This is a genomic window from Arthrobacter methylotrophus (genome assembly GCF_039539965.1).
GTDB lineage: Bacteria > Actinomycetota > Actinomycetes > Actinomycetales > Micrococcaceae > Arthrobacter > Arthrobacter methylotrophus.
The window spans coordinates 2,480,042-2,504,018 of sequence record NZ_BAABED010000001.1; the positions used below are offsets into that span (position 1 = coordinate 2,480,042).

The window sequence follows — 23,977 nt, forward strand, 5'->3', positions numbered from 1 at the left end:
GTGGCTCCCCACCTGGCTGTGGGGAGCCACTTGGCTTTAGAGGGTCCGCCCGGCGGCGCTGCGGTCCAGCATGTCGTGCCCGGAGAGGCGCTGACGGCGGTGGGTGAGGAGATAGACGCTGGTCGCGACGGCGGCTCCGACGTAGTAGGAGAGGTCACCGATCTGGGGGAAAGCGGTGGCGATGGGTCCGGTGTAGATCGAAGACATCCAGAACGGGGAGGAGAGGACGACGCCGGCGGCCCAGGCAACGAAGCCCCATTCGAACTTCCGGCTCTTATCGAAAAGCTCCCGTAGTCCGCGCTCAGTGCGGCGGCCTCCGAACAAGTAGTCGCACACAAGGACCGCGACGTACGGGGCGATGCAGTAGGCGGTCAGGTTGAGAAAAGCCGTGAATCCTTCATTGAACCCGTCTTGGCCCCAGAGAGCCACAAGATAGGAAACGACGCAGATGAAGATGACTCCGGTGTGGCGCTTGACGGGTACACCCATGGTCTGGATGGAGATGGCACCGCCGTAGACGTTCAGGAAGTTCTGCGTGAAGGAGGACAGCGCGACGACGCCGAGGCCGATCGGCGCCCACCCGCCCATGAGCTCCTTGAGGGCACCGATGCTGTCGGTCGCGGTGGCTGTTGATCCGAGGAGCGTGCCGAGAATGCCCATCCAGACCAGCGTGACGCCATTTCCCAGCATGGTGGCCCAGCCGGCGCCGCGGCGGTTGCCGGGCGTGTTGGGAAGGTAGCGGGAGTAGTCGGAGGCGAAGGGCATCCAGGCCACGATGAAGGAGAAGAACCAGCCGAAGAAGATGATCCATCCGCCGATCCCGTCGAAGCCCTGTGCCGCCGGATTGAAGTCGTTGACGATGTGTCCGTTGACGGCGGCCACGGCGGTGATGAAGACGAAGCCGATCACCAGGACGAAGGAGAGGATGCGCTGGAGGAAGTGGATCAGGTTGTACCCGATGACCGCTACACCGAGCTGGATGCCCATGAGGACGAGTGACGAGAGCCAGAAGGGAATGTCGGTGAGCAATGCAATGGCCTTGCCGCCGAGGATGACGGTCACTGCCGCCCAGCCGATGCCGGCGAAGACGTTCACATACGCCACGGGGAACAGGTTGCCGATGAATCCGAGCGGGCCGCGCCCCTGCATCTGCTGGGGTACACCTAGCCGGACGCCCATCGCGGAGAGGTAGCCCATTCCGGCCGAGGCGGTCACGCCGGCAAGGACGATCGCCAAAGCGGCGGCCCAGAACGGGAGCCCGAAGTAGGTGGCGCTGAAGCCAAGGACCACGATGGGGAAGTTCATGCCGGCTGCGAACCAGAGGAAGAACTGCGAACGCGGCTTGCCGTGGCGTTCGACGTCGGGGATGTGCTCGATGCCGTATGGCTCGATCTTGGTGAGGCTGTCGCGATATCCGCGATCTACAGCAACGCTGTCTTCGGAGACGGAACTCATAGTGTCTGGGCTCATTTTTTGTCCTATGGTGGAATGCGCACCTAGGTGCGCTGCTTGAGAGAGCAGGTTGTGTCGGTGCGGCTGGTTTCCCGTGCAAAGGCTCATCAGCCGTGCCGACACCTAGAGTTCGGCGAGATTTCCGCCGTCGTAGAAATGTCCGGCCTTGTAGACCATCGGCGCAGAATCGTCGATTTCCGCGTGCCGGACCCGGCAGATGAAGACTGTATGGGTCTTCGCTTGGAACCGCTCTTGAATTTCGGCCTCCAAAGAAGCCGCCGACCCGTTCAAAAGCGGGCTTCCCTTCGGCCCCTCGTGCCAGTCCAGGTCCGCAAACTTGTCTGCCGCCTTCGAGGCGAACACCCGCACCGTCTCGTGTTGTGCCGTTCCCAGGATGTTGATGCCGAGGTGGCTCGACGAGAACAGCGCCGGGTAGGTGCTGGAGGTTTTCTGAACACAGATCAGGACCAGGGGCGGCTCAATGGAAACTGAGCAGTATGAGTTCGCTGCCAGCCCTTTGGGGGTTTCGCCTTCCTTGGTGGTGACCACGGTGACACCGGTGATGAACTGGCGGTTGAACGCCTTCATCAAGTCTGCGTCAAGCTCCGGGAAGTCGCTGCTGTCTCCAACGTCAGGAGTGGCTATCCCGCGCAGCGGGCGAATCCCGAGGGCAGCCAGCAGCTCGCTCCCGTCCCAGGTCACGGTTTCTTTCGTGATCTTGCCATCCTTGAGGACCAGGATGTTCGAGCCCCTGGTGTGGACGGTAAGTCCTGTTGCCGGGACGCCGAGGTATTCATGGGCATGGGTGCCGGTAGACGTCCAGAAGACGGCGACCGTGCCATTTCCCTCAACGACGTTGTCGATCGTGGTGCGCAGGTCCGGAAAAGCTTCCCGCACCGCGGCAATCTCGGCTTTGAGACCCGTGATGTCGACAGTGGCGCCCGTCGCCTTGCTGGTTCGCGTGTAGCCAACCGCTACGAGACTGTCGAGGGCATCAAGGTCACCCTTGTCCCAGGCCTCGAGCCAAGCTGATGTGATGAGCGGTTCAAGAGTCTGTTGCATACCAATGACGGTAAGGCAGGTCACTTGTTTGGGTCAATAGCCTTGCTGAAAGTCCTTGAAAATAGCGAAAATCCAAGGAAGTTCATAAGTGGCAACCAAAGTCTTGACGCACTTCATGCATGCATCATAAGCTGACTTGCATGCAAGAGGATCTGATGGTCACCACGGAAACTGTCGAGCAGGAAGGCCTCCTCGAGAGGATCCGGCGACTCGTCCTGGGAGGCGAGTTCCCTCCGGGCGCGCTCCTGCCCGAGGCTTATCTCGCCCAGGAATTCGAGGTCAGCCGCACCCCTGTTCGCGAGGCCCTCAAACAGCTCCAGCAAGAAGGGCTGGTGGAAATCCGTCCGAAGGTCGGCACCTTCGTGCGGGAGCCCACCCGCCGGGAGATCGTCGAGCTCTTCCAACTCAAGGAATCCTTGGAGGGCCTGGCCGCATCGCTGCTCGCCCGGCGCGGGGACGTCTCCGAACTTTCGGTGCTCCGCCGGAACCTCCGGGACTCCGACGAGGCAGTCCTCACAAGGGACAAAGAGGCCTATGCCCGGCTCGTCCACGAATTCCATTGGACGATTGTCCGCGGCTCGGACAATTTCAAGCTTTACGAACACTATGAACGGCTCATGAACCAGCTGGCGTACCAGCGGCTTGTGGTGCGCACCGTCGAGCACCCCGGCCGGATCGCCGCGTCCACCCGCGAGCACCATGCAGTCCTCGAAATGATCGAGAACAAGGACCCCTTCGGCGCGGAATCCGCGATGCGGAACCACGTCTACGCGACGTCCCGTGAAGCCTTGATTACCGAGCCGGCGTTGGAACGCCGGAACTAACAAACGACAACACGAGAGGAAGCCATGCGCTTTTCGATTTTTCAGCCCGACCTGGCGAGGACCCAATGATGAACGACGAAGGCTTCGGTATCCGCAAGATCGTCTATTACAGCGAGGAAATCCTGCTCGAAAACGGATCTGCCCCGGCGGTGCCTGCCGTCCGCGCGACTGCCGCCGCCGTCGTCGCCAATCCTTGGCTTGGCGGGAAGGCGAGCGATGACCTGTCGTCGGAAGTCGTCCAGCTTGCACCGGTCCTCGCGCGGAAGCTGACGGACGTCCTGAGCGCGGAGCTAGGCGGCGTGGACGCCATCCAGGCCTTCGGCAAGGCAGCGATAGTAGGCACAGGCGGCGAAATCGAACACGGCGCGGCCCTCATCCACACTCCGTTCTTCGGCAACTTGGTCCGTGAGTATTTCGAGGGCGAATCGATCATCTGCTTCGCGGATGACAGGGCCGACGCCGGCAGCACCCTCGTCGTGCCGTTGTGGCACAAAAACGCTGCTGCAACCCGCACGCACTACCAGACCATCACCACGCGGATCGGTGACGCGCCCGGGCCCGGCGAGATCGTCGTCGTCCTTGGCGCATCCACCGGGCCGCGGCCCCATTCGCGTATCGGTGACCGCCTCACGGACCCGGTCGTTAAAGCAGACATACTAGGAGAATTGATTTCATGAGCATCCGCAAGATCGTCACCTTCACCGAAGACGTACTCATCGAAGGCGGACGGGAGGTCGCACCCTCCGCGCGTGTCGCCGTCGTCGCAGCCATTGTCAAAAACCCGTGGGCCGGCCAGGGCTTCGTCGAGGACCTCTCCGCAGGAATCGACGCCAACGCCTCGGACATCGGCGCCCTGCTCGCCCCCCGCGTGCTCGAAGCACTCGGCGCCCCCGCCGAAGCGTACGGCAAGGCTGCCATCGTCGGCCTGAACGGTGAAATCGAACACGGCTCCGGCCTCATCCACACCCTTGCCTTCGGAAACCACTTCCGTGACGCGGCCAATGCCACCACGCTACTGCCGGCCGTGGAAAAGCGCGGGCCGGCGGGAGTCGTGTTCGACATTCCGCTCAAACACATCACGGACGCGACCATCCGCTCCCACCACCAGAGCATCGAGGTCCGCATCAATGACGCACCGCACGCCGATGAGATCGTGATCGCCCTTGCCGCCGCCGCCCAGGGACGCCCTCAGCAACGACTCGCGGCGTTCGCCACCGAATCGAAGTAGGTGACCGCCGTCGTGACCCGCGCCCGCATAGCCCTGATCCACGGCGTCGGCCTCGATGGCTCGATGTGGGGACCCCTGCGTGAGTTCCTCGAACCGGAATACGACGTCCAGATCCTCGAACTCCTAGGCCACGGGCGTCGGGAGAAAGCCCCCGAAGGCGTGACGCTTGCCGAGCTCGCAACGGACGTCGCGGAGCGCCTGGACCCGGGCACACATGTTGTCGGGTTCTCGCTGGGCGCCCTCGTAGCGCAGCATCTGGCCCGGTTCCGGCCAGACCTCGTTGCCTCCCTCGTTTCCGTCGGCTCGGTGTGCGCCCGGACGCCGGAAGAACACGCTGCGGTGATGATGCGTCTGGCCGCAGCGGAAGCGGACTTCCCGGCAACGGTGGAGGCGTCGATCCGCCGGTGGTACCCGGAAGGCTCTGCGGTGCCAGCGGAGTTAGTCGAGGCGACGCGGGAAGTCCTGCTTCGCAACGACCCGCAATCCTTCCTGGCCTGCTACCGCGTGTTCGCCACCGCAGACGCGGAAATCGCGCCCGAACTCCCCCGGATCACCGTTCCTTCCCATGCCGTGACCGGTGGGCTGGACCCCGGGTCGACGCCGGAGATGAGCGCCCGGCTGGCCGCGGCCATCCCCGGCTGTACTTACTCCGTCATCAGCGGGGCGCGCCACATGATGCCCGTGGAACGTCCCCAAGAACTCGCCGACACCCTCACCGCCTTCATCAAGGAGCATTCCCATGTCCACTGAACGCCGCTACGAGCACTTCATCAACGGGGAGTGGGTTCCGCCGTCGTCCGGGGAGTACTTTGACAGCACCAACCCGGCGACGCTGGACGTGCTCTACCGTGCCGCGCGGGGCAACGAAGCCGATGTCGAGCGGGCGGTATCTGCCGCGGCGGCCGCCTTCGAAAACCCCGCATGGCGGGACCTCAGCCAGACAAAGCGCGGGCACTTGCTCCGCCGCTTGGGCGACCTCGTAGGCGAATACGGGGACGAACTAGCCCGGATGGAAACCGAAGACAACGGCAAGCTCCTGCGGGAAATGCGCGCCCAGCTCGCCGCGATGCCCGAGTATTACTACTACTATGCCGGGCTGGCTGACAAGATACAGGGCGACACCATCCCGGGCTCCAGCAAGGCGATGCTGAACTACACCCTCCGCGAACCCCTCGGCGTCGTGGGTGCCATCACCCCGTGGAACTCTCCCCTGACGCTGACCACCAGCAAACTCGCCCCCGCCCTTGCGAGCGGCAACACCATCGTGATCAAACCCTCCGAGTACACCTCCGCCTCCGTGTTGCGCTTGGCCGCTCTGGCCGACGAAGCCGGCTTCCCGCCCGGTGTCATCAACGTGGTCACCGGCTTCGGAGCAGAAGCCGGAGCGGCCCTGGTCGATGACCGCCGCCTGGCCAAAATCTCGTTCACAGGCAGCACCGCCACGGGCGCCCGCATTGCCTCCGCTACCGCGTCCCGCTTCATCGGCTCGACCCTCGAACTGGGCGGCAAGTCCCCGAACATTGTCTTCGCCGATGCCGACGTCGCCAATGCTTCCATGGGGGTGGTGGCCGGCATCTTCGCCGCGGCCGGCCAGACCTGCATCGCCGGCAGCCGCGTGTTCGCCCACAAGGCCGTCTACGACGAACTGCTGGAGCGGGTCGCCAACCGTGCCCGCAGCATCGTCATCGGAGATCCGCTCCTTGACGCCACCGAGCTCGGGCCGCTCGCCTTCCAGGATCAGCGGGACAAGGTGGCCAGCTACGTCGATCTCGGCGTATCCGAAGGCGCCACCGTCCTCACCGGCGGCGCCCGGCCCAACATAGGCCTCGGCGGCTACTTCTTCGAACCCACCGTCCTCACCGACGTCGACAATTCCATGCGCGTGGTCAGGGAGGAAATCTTCGGCCCCGTCGCAGCCATCATGCCATTCGAAACCGAGGAAGAAGTGCTCCGGCTGGCAAACGACACCAGCTACGGACTGGCAGCGGGTGTCTGGACCACCAACCTGGCCAGGGCCCACCGGATGGCCAGCCGCCTGGAAGCAGGCACCATCTGGGTCAACACTTACCGCACCATGTCTCCCCAATCACCCCGGGAAGGCTTCAAGACCAGCGGAGTCGGCGTCGAACACGGCATGGAGAGCATCCGGGAATACACCAGGCTCAAGAGCGTCTGGATCAACACCGACGAATCCCCCATTGCCGACCCCTTCATCATGAGGAGCTAACCATGCCTCTTATCGAAGTCTCCATCGCCCGAGGCCGGAGCCCCGAGCAGCTCCGCGCGCTCATCGCTGAGCTTCACCGCGCCGCCGAACGCTCAGTGGGCGCGCTACCCGAAAACACCACTGTCATCATCCGCGAAATCGAACACGAACACTGGTCCCGCGGCAACCAGACCATCGCCGAACGCAACGCAGTCGCCCAGGAAGCGGCACCCATCCAGCACGTGTCGGCGAACACCGCGCCAGAACAAAGGAGTCACTAATGCGCTTTTCCCTCTTCGCCCATATGGAGCGCTGGGACGAGTCCGTCTCACACCAAGAATGCTTCGAGAACCTGACAGAGCTCGCCCTCATCGCGGAGGCCGGAGGCTTCAGCACCATCTGGATTGGTGAGCACCATTCGATGGAGTACACCATCTCGCCCAGTCCCATGCCCCAGCTTGCATACTTGGCCGCGCGCACCTCGCGCATCCGCCTGGGCGCCGGAACGATCATCGCGCCCTTCTGGAACCCGCTGCGCGTAGCCGGCGAGACGGCGCTCCTGGACGTCATCAGCAATGGCCGGATGGAAGTGGGACTGGCACGCGGCGCTTACCAGTTCGAGTTCGACCGCCTCATGGGCGGCATGTCAGCAGTCGACGGCGGCAAGCACCTGCGCGAACTGGTACCGGCCGTGCGCGCGCTCTGGGAAGGCGACTACGCCCACGACGGCGAGATCTGGCAGTTCCCGACCTCGACGAGTGTCCCCAAGCCCGTGCAAAAGCCGACACCGCCCATGTGGATCGCCGCCCGCGACATCTCCTCACACGAGTTCGCAGTCGCAAACGGCTGCAACGTGATGGTCACTCCCCTCATGAAGGGCGACGAAGAGGTCGAAGACCTTGCGCACAAATTCGACACCGCGGTGGAACACAACCCCGGAGTCCCCCGCCCCGATCTCATGGTGCTCCGCCACACCCATGTCCACCCAGCAGACGAGCCCGAGGGATGGCGGCGTCCTGCCGAGGGCATTCAAAAGTTCTACAGGACGTTTGATGCCTGGTTCGGAAACAAGACCACTCCGAAGAACGGCTTCCTCGAACCGAGCCCAGCCGAGAAGTTCGCCGACCGCCCGGAGTTCACCCCTGAATCCCTCCACAAGACCGCGATGATCGGGACGCCTGACGAGATCATCGAGCGCATCCGCCACTACGAGACACTCGGCGTCGACGAGTTCAGCATCTGGTCCGACAACAGCCTGAGCCACGAGGAGAAGAAGCGCTCCCTGGAACTCTTCATCGAACACGTCATTCCGGCCTTCCAGGAACAGCCCGCGTCCGCAGCACATTGATGTTATGGAGGGCCTTGCGGATGCCGTGCCGGGTTCCGTGTCCCTTCCCCCAGCCATAGCAAGGCTGACTTCTCCGGGCCGGTTTGGGGGTGTCTGATGGACACTGCCACCGGCCGCCGCGGCTGCGTAGCGTGGTGAATGTGGACAGAAGCGACGAAATCCGTGAATTCCTGATCTCGCGTCGGGCGAAGATCAGCCCGGAGCAAGCAGGCGTTCCCCTCTATGGGAAGCTGCGGCGTGTTCCCGGGCTCCGCCGTGAGGAAGTGGCGCAGCTCGCGGGGGTGAGTCCGGATTACTACACCCGTCTGGAGCGCGGCAGTATCCGCGGGGCCTCTGACGCTGTGCTCGAGGCCGTGGCGCCTGCCCTTCAGCTGGACGAGGCCGAGCGGGCGCACCTGATGGATCTGGCTCGGACGGCCAATGCGCCGTCGCGTCGGACACAACGGCGGCCACCGCAGCAGAGGGTCCGTCCCGGGGTGCTGCGTCTGCTGGACGGGATGACCGCAGCGGTCGCCATCGTCCAGAACGGACGTTCGGACGTGCTGGCCTCGAACCTGCTGGGCCGGGCGCTGTACGGGCCGGTGTTCAACTTCGCCGGAATGGTTCCACGACCACGTCCGGGTAGAGGACATGTTCTTTGACGGGGCCGGCGACCCGCATGGCGGTCCGGCCCGACGACGACCGTCCGGGCATCGGACTCACGTTCAGGGTGCGGGACGCCGAAAAGAACAGGATCCAGGCATAGCCAGATGGAATCCGATACAAGGTCCGACCGCAACAGCCCCCGCTTTCCTGCCCACGTTCTCCGCGACTACGCGTTGATAGGCGACGGGGAACGCGGCGCCGTGATCGGGCCGCGCGGAGACGTGGTCTGGATGTGCGCCCCGCAATGGGAGGGCCCGCAGTGTTTTCGTCCTTGGTGGGCGGTTCCGCGGTGTTTGCGGTGACTCCCGTCAACCCGCGGTATGTCTGGGAGGGCACTACTACGACGGCACGCTGATCTGGAACAGCCGCTGGGTCACGACGGACGGAATCGTCGAATGCCGCGAAGCCCTCGCATTGCCCGGCGACCTTGAAAGGGCTGTGCTGATGCGCCACATCCGGCTCATCTCGGGCACCGCTCCGGTTCGGGTCCTTCTTCAACCCCGGCCCGGCTTCGGGTCTCAGAGGGTGAATTTCTCCAGATCCGACGACGGCGTATGGTCCGGTGACGGGGGTGGATTGACGCTGCGCGTCAGCGGGATGGGCCAGGCAAGCGTGCTGGACGGCCTGCTCAGCGTTCATCGGGATACTCCATCCCTTTTCCGGATGCGAGCTTCCTTCAGCGGCGAGGACGGGCCGACATCGGTGATCCCCGGAGCCGCCATTCTCAGCTCCCCTCCACTCATGACCAAGAGCTTCACGCGCCAGCAACGCCATGCTAGGTCCGGTCAGGAAACCTCGTCAACAGGCACCACAACCGGGTTGAATCGTCCCGGAATGCCCGCGGAATTGCTCCCTCGCCGCGGAAGGTGACGGGACCTACTGTTGAGCTATGGACGCCACAGCAGCTCACGCCTTTGCAACTCCGCCGGTATCAGTCCACCGACCGACCACTGCCGTAGAAGACGTCATCACCCTCGCGGCCGGTGTCTGGCTCCTCACCGGAACCTATGTTGACGGCTGGGCGCACAACAACCTTCGCGACCTCGAAACGTTCTTCACTCCCTGGCACGCGATCCTCTACTCGGGCTTCGCGGCCTGCGCCCTCTGGATCGTAGCCCTGACCTGGCGCCGGCACGCCCCCGACGCGCGGTGGATGGAAGCGATACCCGCCGGCTACGGGGCCGCGACAGCCGGGGTCCTCCTCTTCCTCGTATCCGGGGCAGCCGACTTCGCCTGGCATTCTGTGTTCGGCATCGAGCAGGGCATCAAGGCGCTCTTCAGCCCGTCCCATCTGGGGCTCGCCACCGGCGGCTTCCTCATCCTCAGCGCGCCGTTCTCCGCAGCATGGCACTCACCCGAGCGGTCATGGCCGCGGCTGATGCCCGCCGTCGTGAGCGCCATGCTCTCGGGCATGGTTGCGGCGTTCATCCTGCAGGAGTTCGCGGTCTTCGCGCGCCACGGACTCATCCAGACGTATAGCGGCTCTGCGGGAGCCCAGCCCGCGGTGACCATTCCGACGTCGTCGAGCATCATCGTCTCTTTGGCGTCGTTCTTCGTCTCGACGGCCGTGCTCTTTGTGCCCGTCCTCTTGCTGTCGCTGCGTTGGCGCCTGCACGCCGCCGTGCCCGCGGCCATGACACTGCTACCCTCCGTAGCCCTGCAGATCATGGTCGCGCTGCGGGACGCCTGGCTCGTGCCCGCGGCCCTCGTCGGTGCGGTCCTCGTTGGGGTGGTGTGGGCGGTGGCGCGACCCAAGCCCGACCGTCCCGCAAGGCTCCTCACGGCGATCGGTCTCTCCCCCGTCGTGTTCTGGGCCCCGTACTTCGCTGGTGTGGCGCTCCACGACAGTGCACTCAGCTTCTCGTCTGAACTTTGGGGCGGGACGCTCGCATGGACCGGACTCGAAATGCTCGCGCTCGCCGCGCTCACATTCAAGGTGCGAACAACGGCCGGTACCACCTCGAAGCTGCCAGCGGGTGAAGGGCGAGGAGGCTGAAGCGGCCGACCGCCCAAACCGCGGCGGGCTGAATGACCGGGTCCCGGGACAGGCGGTCATCGAGAAGTTGCTGGCTGACAGGGAAGGTGAGCCCCCGCCGTCGTTCCTGGGACGAATTTTCGGTGCTGACCCGCTGAGTCCGGACAACCACCCCTGGTAAAAGGGCGCGCTCGGCGAAATTAACAGTGGGGAAGATCCTTCAACGTCTGGGGCCTGAATGGACGGTCCTGCACGCCGTCCCGATCGGCGCCGGCACCTCTGATATCGATCACGTCCTGATCGGTCCGGCCGGCGTCTTCACCCTCAATACCAAGAACCATGCGGGTCAATCCGTCTGGGCGGCGGGGCGGACCCTGATGGTCGCGGGCAAGAAGCAGCGCCACCTCCAGAACGCCAGCTATGAAGCCGCCCGGTCGGCAAAACTCCTCGCCTCCGTGGCGAACCAGGCGGTGGAAGTCACCGGGGTTGCCGTCGTCACCGACCGGCAGCTGCTGCGCTGGCTCAACGGCCGCCCGACCGTACTCACTCCGGGGCAGTCCAATCTCCAACGCTTTTTGTCACCATAAGGGGCCGTGGCAAGACCCGCAGGCGGGCTTCTCAGGACGGTTCTTACGCTGCTCTTCTTCGGCGCCGGGGTCAGAAGGCGGGAATGGTGAATCCCAGGCCCAGCAAGCCCCGGCCCGCCTGCTCAAGAATCGGATCCATGCTGAGGGTCGGGTGGTTGAGGAGGACATTCACGTCGCGTTGGATTCGCTGAAGGGGGTGCGAAAGCCGGTAGACGCTTCCGCCCGATCCTGAGGTGATGAGACGAACCGCTTCTTCCGATGCCTCGCCGCTGAGGGCCAGGGAAAGCCGGTAGCTGGCTCGCTCGTCGTCTGTCAGGGTTGACAGCTGGCGTTCGTATGACCCGGCGATAACGCGGACCGCTTCTTGCCAGTGTAAGCGTGCCGTGGCGACCATCCCATAGGCCTTCGAGAAGCGGGCTTGCGCGAGCGGAGAATCCGCTTGGCGGTTCTCCACCGTGTTTTTGACCTTTCGTCCCATGATCCGTTCCCGGAATATGTCGACGGCGTACTCGGCGGCTCCCAAGGCGGTGGTGGGTGCCACCAGGTTCAGCAGGGCGGCCATGGGAGTGTGGATCATCGGGTCTTGGTGGATCCGGCTGCCGGGGTTGTCCGCTGAGCTGAGGAGCGCCCAGTCCATCGCCCTGTGCTCTGGAACAAACACGCTCTCGGCCCGGAGGTCATTGCTGCCTGTCCCCCGCAATCCGGCTGTTTGCCAAACGTCCAGCAAATCGAGTTCAGCGATCGGGACGAGGCACTGTAGACGGACGTTGTCGCACTGCACTGCCAGGAGCGCCCACTCGGAATGCATCACTCCGGAAGCAAAACTCCAATTTCCTGTGATGGAGAACCCTCCCGGGACCTTCCTCGCCACACCCACGGGAGCCCCGGTGGCGGCCGCCAAGGGGGTATGCCCGTTCGCGAACACTTCTTCCTGGACCCGTTGGGGCCAGCGCGCAAGCATCCAGACATGCTCGAGCAGGTGCCCGGCGGTCCAGGCGGTGGACGCGCATCCGCGGGCAAGCCGCCGAATGACGTGAACGTAAGTCTCCACTCCCATGCCGTAGCCGCCCAGGGCTTTCGGAGCCAGGATACGGAAGACCCCGACTTCCTCCAGCTCCGCCATGGTGGAATCGGGAATGCGGCGAAGCCGCTCCGTTTCCTCCGCCCGCTCCCGCAGACGGGGAATCAGCGCATCCACGCGCGCGAGCATGTCCTCGTGGCCGGGTACGGTTCCGGGGGTTGCGGCGATCGGGGCGCGCCCGACGACGAGTGGCGAAAGCTCCAGCGTGTGTCCGGTACGGTCACGCTTCGAGGACAGATAGCGATGGTTGTCCGGAGACAGATGGACCCCGGTGGGGACCTGTTCGGTGACGTCGATGCCGAGCGCTGTGAGCTGCGCGGCTTTGTCCGGGTTGTTGCTGAGCAGGCGGATCCTCGTGGCGCCGACGGTCTCCAGCATCTGAGCGGCGGCCGTATAGTTGCGCTCATCCTCCCCATGGCCAAGGGTCAGATTGGCCTCGTACGTATCGAGGCCGGTGTCCTGCAATGCGTAGGCGTCCAGCTTTGAATAAAGACCAATGCCACGGCCTTCCTGACGGAGATAGAGCAGGAAACCGCCAACGGCGGCAATCTGCTCGACTGCTTCACGCAGTTGCGGACCGCAATCGCAGCGCTGGCTTCCGAACACGTCCCCTGTCAGGCATTCGCTGTGCAGCCGGACCAGAGGCGCTCCGTCTCCTGACTCCCGGCCTGGATAAGCATGCTCCCACTGACCCAAGGCGAGCAGCAGGTGTTCCTTGCCGTCGGCCAGGCCACGGAACGTCAGCACCTCGGCTGTTGTGCGGAATCCGTCCGGAAAGCGCAGTGGAACTGTGACCTGGCTGCGCACGGTGGCCGTGGGCACAACCTCGGCCGGCGTGGCGGTCTCAACAACAGCGGTCACTTGAGGTCCTCGACATTCGACGTGAGAGGCGGAATTACTTGAAGATTGAAGTTAACCGTACGAGCGATTAGTTCAAGATGCAAGTAATATGACTCCAGATATAAGTTCATGAATGAATTTTCAGGAGCTATGGTTGGCAACAATGGCAGCTCCAGCTCCAGTGAGACAAGCTACGTCGCCCTGACTCGCGCAGGGGGTGCGCGCCCGCCGGCTAGAAAGGGCGCGACGCCGAATTTTGCTCGGGGACCCTGCTGATGTCGGGGCCAGGCTTTGCCAACGCCAAGAAGAAGTCGGAACCGCCCGCAGCTTCATATATCGTTTGCGCGCTACAACGATCCGTTGTCCTTGCGGGCCCGGCTCGGCTGAACTCGAGGCGGTTCCCCCGGCATCTTCGGGTAGTCCGGCGGGAAAGGCAGCTCCCCAAGCCCGGAGCCCAGGTCACGCTCCCACCATTCCATGAGCGTGTCGATGACACCAGGCTCCGCATTCATGTCCGCCCACGGATCACCAACGGTCCTGAGTCGCTCCGGGACCGTCAGGATGGTGAAGTCCTGGGGACGGACGCTTTCCAGTTCGTCCCACCTGATCGGGCAGGAAACGGGGGCGTGCGGCAGAGCGCGCGGGCTATAGGCACCGGCGATCGTGCGGTCGCGGTTGGCCTGGTTGAAGTCCAGGAACACGCGCTTACCACGCTCCTCCTTCCACCAGTTGGTGGTCACTTTGTCCGGCATACGCCGCTCAAGCTCCCGGGCAGCCGCGATCACGGCGTGGCGCACGTCCAGGAACTCATAAGTCGGCTTGATCGGGGCGTAGACGTGCAGCCCCCGGTTGCCGGACGTCTTGATAAAGGCGCTCAGCCCGGCCTCGTCCAGCACCTTTCTCAGCTCCAAGGCAGTGGGGATGGCGTCGTCGAAGTCCGTGCCGGGCTGAGGGTCAAGATCAATGCGCAACTGATCCGGATTGTCCGGGTTTTCCGCGCGCGAAGGCCATGGATGGAAAACCACGGTGTTCATCTGCACAGCCCATACAGCCGCCGCAGGCTCGTCAAGAACAAGTTGAGGGTGCGAACGTGCACTCGGATAGATCACCGTCACTGAGCGAACGAAGTCGGGCGTCCCTTTCGGCGGATTCTTGGAAAAGAACTGTTCGCCGTCGATATTCCCCGAAAAGCGCTGCAGCGAGACCGGCCGGTCACCATTAGCGGAGATAAACGCACCGCCGACTTCGGCGACATAGTGCGCCAGATCCAGCTTCGTCAGGCCCTGGTCCGGCCAGAGGACCCGGCTCGGACTCGAGATCCGCACCTCACGGGGGCCGTTAGGTCCGTCAACGGTGAGGGTGGTTGCTTCGCTGACCATGAGGACAAGGTACCCCCGCATGGCCCGATCCGTCAGCAATTCCAGACAACCAAGGCGCCCCAATGACTTTGCTATTTCCACCGGCACGACGATCGCGAGCCAGCCGGCGGCATCGTTGCGGACTTCCAGAAACGCGGCAGGGCGCAGTCCGGCGGGAAAGGATGCCGCCTCGGTAGGCCGCAAGTCTGGACAGAAAGCTTGATGCAAAGATACATGCCCCGGCGTGCACAGCGGCGTCTTCGGAATGGGCTCAGGAAGCCCTCGGTCTGCCGGTCTCTGCGTTCCGCGGCGGCAGTGGGGCTGCGTGGAAAATGGAAAATCTGGGTCCCGTCAAGTGTCGGGCGCATGGTATCCCGGACCGTTATTGAGACTTCCCGGGCGTCGATGCCGTGCCTGCCAGATCCTCGTCCTGGCCGTTACATTCACCCAGACGTCGCCGTGATGCTTTGAGCCGTCCGGGCCTGATGTGAAGAAGGCCACGCTCTCATCGTCGTCACGTTCCGCCGTTACGGAACTATCACCTAAATATGAGAAGAACTGCAGCAGCTATCACCTTGTCCGTCGGCGCCGCTCTTCTATTGAGCGCCTGCAACCCCGGCGTCAACGGAAACGAAAACGACAAGCAAGAAACCAAGACCTTTGCTACCGCTAAGGACGGCTCAGGGGTACTACCCGGCTGGATTCCAGAACAGGCCACTGACATTAAAGAGATGCTCCGCAGCACCGGCTTTGAACGAATCATCGTGATGAAGAACGTCACGCTCCCCAATAGCTGCAAAACAATCCCGGCCGGTCAAAAGCCCGCTCCCGTTGACGATGCTGACGGCAAATTCAAGGCTGCTGACTACAACAGCGGCGAGGCAACTTTGAAAGCCGACTGGTGGCCCGCCGGGACAGAGCAGAAGGCGAGCTCGCTCTGCGGCAAGTGGTGGGTGACGGTCGATGGAGAATCCACGTACGCCTATTCCCCCGAGACGAAAGCCGTGATCAAGGCTATCGACGGATCGAAGAAGTAACCCCAACTCGACAACACCTCCGGCGGATACAGGCTGCCCCTACTCCCGCAAACCTTAGTGCCGGATTTTTCACTTTTCGCACACCACCCCAAAGGGCTCGGAAGCAGGACTCCGGGGCATTCTTCGTGAAGCAGATACGGCTCCAGTACGCCGGGGCCGTATCTGGAGCGCGGTGCCGGAGGCAACCTCACCGAATCCGGAACCGCAGGGTGAGGATTCATCGCCCGCCCCGGCGGAGGCCGGTTGAATCCGCAGAGCTGCGGACAGGGCAGGGGACTTTTGGTCCTCGGCTCGTGGGTTCGAACCCCGCCGGATGCACCATTGCCAGGGCAACAGTCATTCTCTCCTGACCGGGGACCGCGAGGCGCTCGCGGCCTTGAGCTCCCCTTCGAGGCGCCGGTTGTCGGCCTCCAGGAGCAGGACCATCCGGATGCCCGCGAGGTTCAATCCCAAGTCCAGAAGCTCGCCGATCCGCCGCAAAGTCACCAGATCGTCCTCGCTGTACTGGCGGGTCCCACCCAGGGTCCTGCCCGGTTCCAGCAGGCCCCTGCGTTCATACAGGCGCAGGTTCTGCTGCCCTGTCCCCACCAGTTCGGCCGCAACGGAAATCGCGTATACACCCCTCCCCCGGTCCTCGGCCTGGCCCATCGGATTCCTCCAAATCTTCCAAAATCAGGCTTGCCCTGCCCCCTTTGCAGTGCTATAAGAAATATATACCAGCCACTATAGATCGGCTGGGTTGTCAACAAAAAGCTGCGATCTGCAAGGAGTGACACACCATGCTGATGCGAACGGATCCGTTCCGTGAATTCGACCGACTGGCAGAACAAGTGCTCGGCACCACGGCAAGGCCGGCGGCCATGCCGATGGACGCCTGGCGGGAAGGCGAGGACTTCGTGGTCGCCTTCGACCTCCCCGGAGTCACCGTCGACTCGGTGGACATCGACGTCGAACGCAACGTGCTGACCGTCAAGGCCGAGCGCCCGGACCCCGTGGGCGAGGGCACGGAAATGATTGCCTCCGAACGCCCCCGCGGCGTCTTCAGCCGCCAGCTCATCCTCGGGGATGCGCTGGACACGAACGGCGTCAAGGCAAGCTACGACGCCGGAGTCCTGACCCTGCGGATCCCCGTGGCGGAGAAAGCAAAGCCGCGCCGCATCGAAATTGAAACCGCCGGAAAACAGCGCCAGGAAATCAGCGCCTGACCATCGGCGCGGCCTCCCGGACCGGGAGCACCTCAGCGGCCCATGATGCGAAGAGGGCGGTCGAGTTCACAGACCACGCCACAGCGCAGCCAGCGCAAGGATGATGAGGCCCCGAGGATGACTCCCGCAACGATGGTCCCCGGTTGAACGGACCGGGGACCATCCCCGTCCCCCGCCCAAGAGAACACAGCACGGCCATGACGAAGAGCAACGGCCCCGATCCTTACGACATCCTGCATATCACCACCACCGCCACGGCGCGTGAGGTGGCCCACGCTTACCGCACGCTCATCCGCGGCCGGCACCCGGACACCCGGCCGGCCCGCGAACACCACGCCGGCCCCGGCCCATCGGCGCCGGAGCTGCAGGAAGAGCTCCAGGAGCTCCAGGACATCATGGCCGCCTACGCCATCCTCGGCAACCCGGAAAAGCGGGCGGCCTACGACCGGGAGCACTCGCGTCCGGCCGCACGCTCCAAGTCCCAGCGGCCGGACGACATCCCCACCCTGACACCAGGGCAGCTGCTTCCCGCCGCCTCGCTGCTGATCGGACCGGTCATCTGGGAGCCGCCCGGCGGACGGTCCCCTGGAATGCCGAACTGGCAAGGGTCATATCCTCCAACCCGCTACACGCTGATCCGCCGCTGAGAGCCTAAATCACGCAATCGCAAGGAGCCTCCATGAGTGCCTGGCGCCCGTACGACAGCCAATTGATGCCCGCGTTCTACGAACGCTTCGAAAAACGATGGGGCAAAGGAACAGCGCCGTTCCTGGACCCCGAAACCCACGAACAACCCATGCCCCGGGCCCAATGGATCAACGCCGACACCGGCGCCGCCCTGGCGGTCGTGCCCATCTGGACCGAGGACCCCCAGCACCGCTCGTTCGGGGTCTTCTACCTGCCCCCGGCCGGCGACATCTGGGTCCTGCGGCCCGGGTACACGAACTACCTCGAAACCGACCTCAGGAATGCAGAGCAAGCCACCCTGCGCAACGACGCATTCCGAAAAGCCGTCGCTCACGCCAAAGAATTCATCTACGGAACCCAGCCCTGAACACCGGGCCCGGACCAGCCGGACAACTCAGCAAGCCGGGCACGACCCATCCTCCGGATCCACCGCGGATCCGACCCGTTCCCGCCATGGTCCGCGGCCCCGATAGACAATACCGGACTACAAAACCCATTACCGGACTACGCCATGACCTCTCTACAGATTAGCCAGTTCCTCCAGGACAGCATCATCAAAGATGACACGAACGATCCAGGACTCGACGCCGACGCGTTCTACGGGCTCTACGTGAGCTGGTGCTCGCTGAACCGCAAAGTCCCCCTCCCCGACCATGCCTTCCGTACCGCACTGCGCCTCGCGGGCCTTCGTACGGAAAAGAACGGGAAGGGCAAGAAGGGAGTCTTCCAAGGCCTGCGAATGACGGGACCAGCCGCTGTGGACTACATCCTTAACAGCAGCGACTAAACCCTGGCGTAGCTACCGCCGCGGCCATCTTCCTGGCGGATTCCGAGCTCGAAACAGCCTACCGGCTCGCGGGGCCGTCTACGCCTTGGGAGGAAACGCGCCCGTCCTAGGGCGCTCCGTCGTCTTCATAGTGTGTGGCGTTTGCGAGGTCGCGTCCGGCGATGTAGCCGAAGGTAAGGGCGGGGCCAAGATTGATTCCGCCAGCGGGGTAGTGCCCACCCATCACTGAGGCTTGGTCATTGCCTGCGGCGTAGAGGCCGCTGATCGGGTGGCCGTCGGTATTTAGAACCCGGGCTCGTGAATCGGCCGCAAGTCCAGCAAAGGTACCGAAGGATCCGGGGACAATTTTTACTGCGTAGAACGGCCCCTTTTCCAGGGCGCACAGTGAGGGATTGGGCGTGTGGGTAGGGTCGCCGCCGTACCTGTTGAACTCAGTGCTGCCGCGGTTGAAGCCGGGGTCGATGCCCTTGCGTGCATTGTCATTGAACTCTGCGACCGTCGCGGCAAGTCCCTGTGGGTCGATGCCGCAGGCTGCGGCCAATTCTTCGAGGGTGTTGCCCTTCTTGAGGTAGCCGGACCGCAAGTACGGGAAGAGCGGCACGGGCAGCGGTTTGGCCATGCCCAGCGGGAATTTCCGCACGAACGCGGCATCGGCGATTTGCCAGGCTTCGACAGGTTCGCCCTCAGGGGTGGCAGCTAGAAGACCTTCGACGTAGTCGTAGTAGCCATTGGCCTCGTTGACAAAGCGCTTTCCGTCCCGGCGGACCCCGATGCTGCCGGGCTTGGCACGGTCCATGATGTGCGGGAAGGTTCCGGTGCGTCCGTTCCGGTAAGGGACCAGGGAGACCGGGCACCATGCGGCCGGGGATGCCACATCGGTCTCGAAGCGGGCACCCACGGCCTGCGCCATGGCGATGCCGTCGCCCGTTGTCTCCTTTGGGGCCAGCGTCCAGTGTTCCCGGCCGGTGGGCGTCTTGGGGAACAGCTCCTTCCGGCGGGAGACGTCGTGGGGGAACCCGCCAGCCGCCAGGACGACGCCGCGGGAGGCGTTGATCTGCAGTTCGCCTTCCAGAGAACTCACGACGGCGCCCCTCACCTTCCCGGCCCCGTCGGTCAGCAGGTGCTTGGCCGGTGTGGAGACGAGGATCTGCACGCCCAGGTCATCGGCGGACTTCAGCAGCCTGCCAGTCAGCGCGGTCCCGTTGACCAGCTGCATGTTGCGGCGGTGCGTGAGGAGGTCCAGGAGGTGAAAGCCCACCCGCCAGCCTGCATGGAAGATGCCCCGGATGTTTCCCTGGGAGGCGGAAAGGAACTTTGTCAGGTCCGGACCGGCCATGATGCCCATGCCCAGGAATGAGGTTTCGTAAAGCTGGTGGCGCATCTTGGCACGCAGTTCGGGCTTGATCCGGCGGGCGTTCAGCGGCTTTGGTCCTACCGAGCGGTGCCCTGTGCCCGCACCAGGAGTGCCGCCGTAGATGTCCTTGATCTTGGCCCCCGGAACAAACTGGAGGCTGGTTTTGTCCTGGAAGAAGCCCACCATGTGAGGCACCGCTTCGAGGAACGCTTCCACTCTGTCTTCCTGGTAGTTCCTGCCGAGGCGGTGGCGCAGGTAGGTGCGGAACAATTCGCGGTCCTCGTTGACGCCGTCGGCTTTGGCCAGCGGGTTGCCGGGGGTCCATGCCCAGCCGCCGGACCAGGAGGTGGCACCCCCACAGACTTCTGCTTTTTCAACAACCACTACCTTCAGTCCGTGGTATGCAGCGGTCACGGCGGAGGATAAACCGCCCGCCCCGGAGCCGACCACCAAGACATCGCAGTCCAGGCTCGGGAGGACAGGTGAAGGACTTTCTGGTGCAGTCATTTTCGGTGCTTTCTCAGTGGAAGTAGGTGTCGGAGTCCAGGCGTGGCGGTGCGCCGGTTTCGAGTGCATCAATTGCAGACATCTGCTGCTGGGTCAGGGCGAAACTGAAGACGTCCAGGTTCTCCCGTTGGCGATGGCTGTCCGCAGACTTGGGCACAGCCACACGGCCGTGCTGGACATGCCAGCGCAGGGCGATCTGGGCCCCGGTCTTGCCCAGTTCCCTGGCCGGACTGCTGACCGCCGGATGGTTGAGGAAGCCGCCGTTGCGGCCGAGCGGGCTATAGGCACCGGTCAAGATCCCGTGCCCGCGGTGGTAAGCAAGCTGCCCTGCTTGGCCGTGCTCGGGATCGAGCTGTATCTGGTTCAGTGGGACGGCCAGGCCGGCGTCCTGGACAAGGCGCAGGTGCGCCGGCTTGAAGTTCGAGACACCCCATGCCCTGATGGAGCCGTTGTCAACGAGGTCCTGTAGTCCTTCACAGGCTTCGACGAACCGGCCTTGCTGCGGGTTGGGCCAGTGGACCAGGAACAGATCCAAGTGGTCGGTTCCGAGCCGCTTCACCGCTTCGCCGAAGGCATCGCGCACTCCGCTGCGGCTGTGCCAACGGGTATTGAACTTGGTGGTGAGGAACAGGTCCGCGCGGTCGATCCCGCTGCGGCGGATGCCTTCCCGCACCGCGGCTTCGTTGCGGTAGTTCTCGGCTGTGTCGATGTGCCTGTAGCCATTGTTGATGGCCTGGACCACCGCCGCTGTGGCGTCCTCATCCATGAGGGGCCAGGTTCCCAAGCCAATGAGCGGAATGCGCACCCCTGGAGTGACTTCTGCCGTGCCGATCTCGTCTGTGATGCCGCTCATCTGGTTTCCGTCCCCTGGGGATTTGCTGTGGCCTGGACAGTTCCGGCCGTTGCCAGCACGCCGTCCACGCCGGACTTGAGCAGGCGCGCCCACCCCAGCTCGCCGAGTTCAGCCACCCGCCGTTCCGACGGCGCCTCCGCGCTGACAGGAAGCCCGTCCGGTAGAGCGGCCACCGCATCCGCAAGCCTGAAAACGCCCTCTCCGGGAACTCCCCGCTCAGACCGCGACTCGACGACGAGCGCCTCGCGGGTGACTGGCCGTTCCGCCGGGCCGTCGCACAGCTGCAGGAGCGGCACGAGTCCCGCGTTGGCGCGCAGCTCCTCCCACTGGGCGGCTGCACCCGAACCGTTGTAGCGGTTGAAATGCAGGGTATCCACCACGATCCGGCAGCCGGCCTGGCGGGCGATATCTGCGGTCTGGGCGATCGAGGCGACGGGCTGGTAGGAGATCGCTTCAAGGGTGGGAGTGATTCCGAAGCCGCGCCCGTCCTCGGTCATCCGGGCCAACGTGCGGACCAACCGGGCGCTGTCCGGATCAGCTCCTGCGACTGTGAGGGAACTTGCCCCCAGTGCCTGGCCCGCCTCCATCATGCGCAGCCATGCTTCGCGCTGGTCGCTGCCGTCCAGCAGCAGGAATTCGATATCCCGCACGGTGACGCCGGTGTCCCGCATTCGGAGAAGGGTTTCGCGCAGCATCGGTGTCCCTGGCTGGAGGTCGTAAGGCCGTTCCGTTACCGTCACCGGGCGCACGCGGACGCCGATGAAATCAAAGCCTGCCTGGGCTGCGACCCCCACCAGTTCAGGCGGCGCGGTGTTCAACAGGGACAACTGGGCAAGGCCGACAGGCCTGCGCGCGTTTCCGGTCATGACTGTGCTCCGTTCAGGCTCAGCTCGTTGTTTGGAGTGGCGGCGCCCATCAGGAGAGAGGCGATCCGCTGGGCTGCGTCGTAACCGCTCTTGACGGCGTTGGAGGCAATGGCAGGGGTCTGGTCCACCACGGTTCCGGCAAGGGTCACCGGCGCTCCAGTCTGGCGGCTCAGCTCAGCGTCGCGAATCTTCGCAGGGATGGAGCCGTCCAGCGGAACCACGGAGCGTGAGACCAGAAGCGGTCCCGGCGCGTCCAGCCACTCTCCTCCAGGGGCAAGGCCCGGACTACTGATCCGGACCCGGCCGCCGTCGTATTCCTCGATGGTTGATTCGAGGCGGATTCGCACTCGGGGGTTGGCCTCGAGCCGGGGCACGGCCAGAATTTTGGCGCGGCGGCCGGACTCGGGGGCAATCCCCTCCTGCGGCCCGATGAGCAGGACGGCAGTCCCCCGGTCAGCAAGCGTGTCAGCAACGCTCATGGCAACGGAGTCGGCCCCCCAGATTGTCACGGCCTCAGGCGCGACGGCGCGGTCTCGCAAATCGACGTTGAGCACTTCCGGATGATTGGCGAGCCATTCGCGCACATCGACGACGTTCGCGGAGTTTGCCCCACGAAAGGGGACGTCGGGCCGGAGGCCTCCTGTTGCGAGCACGACGGCGTCTGCCGCAGTGTCGCGGACCAGGCTGTCGAGGTGCTCAGTGTCCACGTGCGAACCCAGCTGGACGTCAATGCCAAGCCGTGTGTTCTCCCCGGCGGACCATTCGGCGAAGCGGTGGAAGTCCGGGGTGGACTTCATCCGCTCGGCGAAGCCGAACTGACCGCCGGCGCGGGCGCCGTCGTCGATCACTGTCACTTTAGCCCCTGCTTCGGCAAGTTCCCGGGCGGCGGTGAGGCCGGCGGGGCCGGCACCCACCACCACCACGCGGGCACCATCACGGACGGCTGGTGTCGGGACCGGGACCCGGGAGCGGCCGACCGCGGGGTTGACGGTGCAGGTGACTTGGCCGAGTCCGAGGTTGTCGATACAGACGTTGCAGGCGATGCAGGGGCGGTAGCTCTCATCACGGAGGACTCCGCCCACAAAAGCAGGATCGGCGTGGATGGCCCGGGCGAGGCTGACGAAGTCGCAGGTCCCCTGGCTGAGGACCTCCTCGATGATTTCCGGTGAGTTCAGCCGGCCGGCCATCCCCAGCGGAAGCCCGAACTGGCGGTAGGCCTTGGCATAGTCAGCAAGGATGCCGGGCTTCCATTCGCCAGACTGCACAATCCATTCGCCGGCCTCGTAGCTGCCGGCGGAAATGTCCAGGAAGTCCAGCTGGTCCAGGCTGGCTTTGGCGATGATGGCCACCTGTTGCTCGGCGGTGATGCCGTCCGCGGGGCCCTCCACTACGGAGACGCGCATACCCACGATGGTGTCCGGGACGGCAGCCCGGACAGCGTCGATGACCAGGTTCATGAAATGCTCCGGTGCAGCGAACTCGTCGGTGCGGTGGTTGGAGATGGGTGACATGAACTGGTGGATCAGGTAGCCGTGGGCGCCGTGGATGTTGATGACATCGAACCCCGCCTTCACCGCGCGGCGGGCGGCCTGGGCGTAGGCCTCCACCAGCTCGTAGCACTCCTCGACGGTGAGTTCACGAGGAACCTCGCCGCCGGCCACTTCGCACGCCACGGGTGACGGCGCCAGGTTTTTGTACCCGGAGACCGCAGACTGCGCGGTTCGCCCGCCGTGGTTAATTTCGACGGCGGCCAACGCGCCTTCGGCGTGCAAGGCGTCCGTGAGCCTGCGCAGGCCCGCGATCATGGCATCGCTGTGCAGGCCCAACTGATGGCTCCGGCCCTTGCCGTCCGCCCGGACGTAGGTGGCTTCTGTGGTGACCATGCCCAGGCCCGCTTTTGCGCGGGTGACCAGGTAGTCGACGTACTGCTCGGTGATGCGACCGTCCGTGGTGCCGTAGTTACGTTCCATGGGGGCTGAGGCGAGCCGGTTGCGAAGGGTCTTCGGTGTGCGGCCGTTACGGCCCAGCGTCAGTGGTCGGGCGGCGTAGCGCGGGTTCTCTTCCATTGCTGTTCC

Annotated in this window: 27 protein-coding genes and 1 pseudogene; 18 read left to right on the forward strand and 10 right to left on the reverse strand. The window is 64.3% G+C overall.

Annotated features, from left to right (window positions below):
* Positions 1-36: 36 nt before the first annotated feature.
* Entirely contained in the window at positions 37-1,470 is a 1,434-nt protein-coding gene (locus ABD884_RS13150; protein ID WP_345046214.1) for a purine-cytosine permease family protein, read from the reverse strand.
* 105 nt (positions 1,471-1,575) lie between these two features.
* The gene (locus ABD884_RS13155; RefSeq protein WP_345046223.1) at positions 1,576-2,514 is read right to left on the reverse strand and encodes a flavin reductase; all 939 of its coding nucleotides are present in this window, start codon (positions 2,512-2,514) and stop codon (positions 1,576-1,578) included.
* 140 nt (positions 2,515-2,654) lie between these two features.
* Between ABD884_RS13155 and ABD884_RS13160 the strand changes: the two genes are divergently transcribed.
* From ABD884_RS13160 to ABD884_RS13220, 13 genes and pseudogenes are all read left to right on the forward strand, one after another.
* Entirely contained in the window at positions 2,655-3,338 is a 684-nt protein-coding gene (locus tag ABD884_RS13160) for a GntR family transcriptional regulator (protein ID WP_345046228.1), read from the forward strand.
* Between the two features lie 65 nt (positions 3,339-3,403).
* The gene (locus ABD884_RS13165) at positions 3,404-4,015 is read left to right on the forward strand and encodes an amino acid synthesis family protein (protein WP_345046231.1); all 612 of its coding nucleotides are present in this window, start codon (positions 3,404-3,406) and stop codon (positions 4,013-4,015) included.
* On the forward strand, positions 4,012-4,566 hold the full coding sequence (locus tag ABD884_RS13170) for an amino acid synthesis family protein (RefSeq protein ID WP_028266934.1): 555 nt from the start codon (positions 4,012-4,014) through the stop codon (positions 4,564-4,566). Before ABD884_RS13165 ends, ABD884_RS13170 begins: the two co-directional genes overlap by 4 nt.
* Positions 4,567-5,316, forward strand: a complete 750-nt coding sequence (locus tag ABD884_RS13175) for an alpha/beta fold hydrolase (protein WP_345046238.1) — start codon at positions 4,567-4,569, stop codon at positions 5,314-5,316.
* On the forward strand, positions 5,306-6,793 hold the full coding sequence (locus ABD884_RS13180; protein WP_345046241.1) for an aldehyde dehydrogenase: 1,488 nt from the start codon (positions 5,306-5,308) through the stop codon (positions 6,791-6,793). Before ABD884_RS13175 ends, ABD884_RS13180 begins: the two co-directional genes overlap by 11 nt.
* 2 nt (positions 6,794-6,795) lie before the next feature.
* Positions 6,796-7,053, forward strand: a complete 258-nt coding sequence (locus ABD884_RS13185; protein ID WP_345046244.1) for a tautomerase family protein — start codon at positions 6,796-6,798, stop codon at positions 7,051-7,053.
* Positions 7,053-8,120 carry an LLM class flavin-dependent oxidoreductase gene (locus tag ABD884_RS13190; RefSeq protein WP_345046248.1) on the forward strand — a complete coding sequence of 356 codons (1,068 nt, stop codon included), beginning with the start codon at positions 7,053-7,055 and terminating at the stop codon, positions 8,118-8,120. Before ABD884_RS13185 ends, ABD884_RS13190 begins: the two co-directional genes overlap by 1 nt.
* 140 nt (positions 8,121-8,260) lie before the next feature.
* The gene (locus ABD884_RS13195; RefSeq protein ID WP_345046251.1) at positions 8,261-8,761 is read left to right on the forward strand and encodes a helix-turn-helix domain-containing protein; all 501 of its coding nucleotides are present in this window, start codon (positions 8,261-8,263) and stop codon (positions 8,759-8,761) included.
* A 328-nt stretch (positions 8,762-9,089) separates the two neighbouring features.
* A pseudogene (locus tag ABD884_RS26210) lies at positions 9,090-9,263 on the forward strand (hypothetical protein); the annotation flags it as partial.
* A 165-nt stretch (positions 9,264-9,428) separates the two neighbouring features.
* Complete coding sequence (locus ABD884_RS13205; RefSeq protein WP_345046258.1) at positions 9,429-9,635, forward strand: hypothetical protein; 207 nt, start codon at positions 9,429-9,431, stop codon at positions 9,633-9,635.
* 19 nt (positions 9,636-9,654) lie between these two features.
* Positions 9,655-10,761: a hypothetical protein gene (locus tag ABD884_RS13210; RefSeq protein WP_345046262.1), complete on the forward strand. Its 1,107-nt coding sequence runs from the start codon at positions 9,655-9,657 to the stop codon at positions 10,759-10,761.
* Entirely contained in the window at positions 10,742-10,921 is a 180-nt protein-coding gene (locus ABD884_RS13215; protein ID WP_345046265.1) for a hypothetical protein, read from the forward strand. The genes ABD884_RS13210 and ABD884_RS13215 overlap by 20 nt, the downstream gene beginning before the upstream one ends.
* A gap of 25 nt (positions 10,922-10,946) precedes the next feature.
* Entirely contained in the window at positions 10,947-11,327 is a 381-nt protein-coding gene (locus ABD884_RS13220) for a nuclease-related domain-containing protein (RefSeq protein ID WP_345046270.1), read from the forward strand.
* 70 nt (positions 11,328-11,397) lie between these two features.
* Here ABD884_RS13220 and ribA read toward each other — a convergent pair whose 3' ends face one another.
* Together ribA and ligD are read right to left on the reverse strand one after the other, a co-directional pair.
* Positions 11,398-13,269: a GTP cyclohydrolase II RibA gene (ribA, locus tag ABD884_RS13225; RefSeq protein ID WP_345046275.1), complete on the reverse strand. Its 1,872-nt coding sequence runs from the start codon at positions 13,267-13,269 to the stop codon at positions 11,398-11,400.
* 326 nt (positions 13,270-13,595) lie between these two features.
* Positions 13,596-14,627 carry a non-homologous end-joining DNA ligase gene (gene ligD / locus ABD884_RS13230; protein ID WP_345054788.1) on the reverse strand — a complete coding sequence of 344 codons (1,032 nt, stop codon included), beginning with the start codon at positions 14,625-14,627 and terminating at the stop codon, positions 13,596-13,598.
* A 527-nt stretch (positions 14,628-15,154) separates the two neighbouring features.
* On the opposite strand from ligD, the gene ABD884_RS13235 reads away from it, so the two are divergent.
* Positions 15,155-15,643 (forward strand): hypothetical protein, encoded by a 489-nt coding sequence (locus tag ABD884_RS13235; protein ID WP_345046278.1) that lies wholly within the window; start codon positions 15,155-15,157, stop codon positions 15,641-15,643.
* Positions 15,644-15,979: 336 nt separating this feature from the next.
* Here ABD884_RS13235 and ABD884_RS13240 read toward each other — a convergent pair whose 3' ends face one another.
* Positions 15,980-16,291 carry a MerR family transcriptional regulator gene (locus tag ABD884_RS13240; RefSeq protein WP_345046282.1) on the reverse strand — a complete coding sequence of 104 codons (312 nt, stop codon included), beginning with the start codon at positions 16,289-16,291 and terminating at the stop codon, positions 15,980-15,982.
* A gap of 131 nt (positions 16,292-16,422) precedes the next feature.
* On the opposite strand from ABD884_RS13240, the gene ABD884_RS13245 reads away from it, so the two are divergent.
* Entirely contained in the window at positions 16,423-16,848 is a 426-nt protein-coding gene (locus ABD884_RS13245; RefSeq protein WP_028266917.1) for an Hsp20/alpha crystallin family protein, read from the forward strand.
* Positions 16,849-16,880: 32 nt separating this feature from the next.
* On the opposite strand, the gene ABD884_RS13250 is transcribed toward ABD884_RS13245, so the two are convergent.
* Positions 16,881-17,036, reverse strand: coding sequence for a hypothetical protein (locus ABD884_RS13250; RefSeq protein ID WP_345046288.1), 156 nt, complete (start codon positions 17,034-17,036; stop codon positions 16,881-16,883).
* Positions 17,037-17,045: 9 nt separating this feature from the next.
* Here ABD884_RS13250 and ABD884_RS13255 point away from each other — a divergent pair, with 9 nt between their 5' ends.
* The 3 genes from ABD884_RS13255 to ABD884_RS13265 all read left to right on the forward strand — a co-directional run bounded on the left by ABD884_RS13255 (position 17,046) and on the right by ABD884_RS13265 (position 18,322).
* Positions 17,046-17,495, forward strand: coding sequence for a J domain-containing protein (locus tag ABD884_RS13255; RefSeq protein WP_345046294.1), 450 nt, complete (start codon positions 17,046-17,048; stop codon positions 17,493-17,495).
* A 32-nt stretch (positions 17,496-17,527) separates the two neighbouring features.
* On the forward strand, positions 17,528-17,902 hold the full coding sequence (locus tag ABD884_RS13260; protein ID WP_345046297.1) for a hypothetical protein: 375 nt from the start codon (positions 17,528-17,530) through the stop codon (positions 17,900-17,902).
* Between the two features lie 144 nt (positions 17,903-18,046).
* Positions 18,047-18,322, forward strand: a complete 276-nt coding sequence (locus ABD884_RS13265) for a hypothetical protein (RefSeq protein ID WP_035741805.1) — start codon at positions 18,047-18,049, stop codon at positions 18,320-18,322.
* A 106-nt stretch (positions 18,323-18,428) separates the two neighbouring features.
* Here the strand turns inward: ABD884_RS13265 and ABD884_RS13270 are convergent, their stop codons facing one another.
* The 4 genes from ABD884_RS13270 to ABD884_RS13285 are packed head-to-tail and all read right to left on the reverse strand — an operon-like array spanning position 18,429 to position 23,968.
* The gene (locus ABD884_RS13270; RefSeq protein ID WP_345046302.1) at positions 18,429-20,183 is read right to left on the reverse strand and encodes an FAD-dependent oxidoreductase; all 1,755 of its coding nucleotides are present in this window, start codon (positions 20,181-20,183) and stop codon (positions 18,429-18,431) included.
* A gap of 13 nt (positions 20,184-20,196) precedes the next feature.
* A complete protein-coding gene (locus ABD884_RS13275; protein ID WP_345046305.1) occupies positions 20,197-21,036 on the reverse strand; it encodes an aldo/keto reductase in 840 nt (279 codons plus the stop codon).
* Complete coding sequence (locus ABD884_RS13280; protein WP_345046309.1) at positions 21,033-21,902, reverse strand: sugar phosphate isomerase/epimerase family protein; 870 nt, start codon at positions 21,900-21,902, stop codon at positions 21,033-21,035. The genes ABD884_RS13275 and ABD884_RS13280 overlap by 4 nt, the downstream gene beginning before the upstream one ends.
* On the reverse strand, positions 21,899-23,968 hold the full coding sequence (locus ABD884_RS13285) for an FAD-dependent oxidoreductase (RefSeq protein WP_345046313.1): 2,070 nt from the start codon (positions 23,966-23,968) through the stop codon (positions 21,899-21,901). Before ABD884_RS13285 ends, ABD884_RS13280 begins: the two co-directional genes overlap by 4 nt.
* Positions 23,969-23,977: the final 9 nt, after the last annotated feature.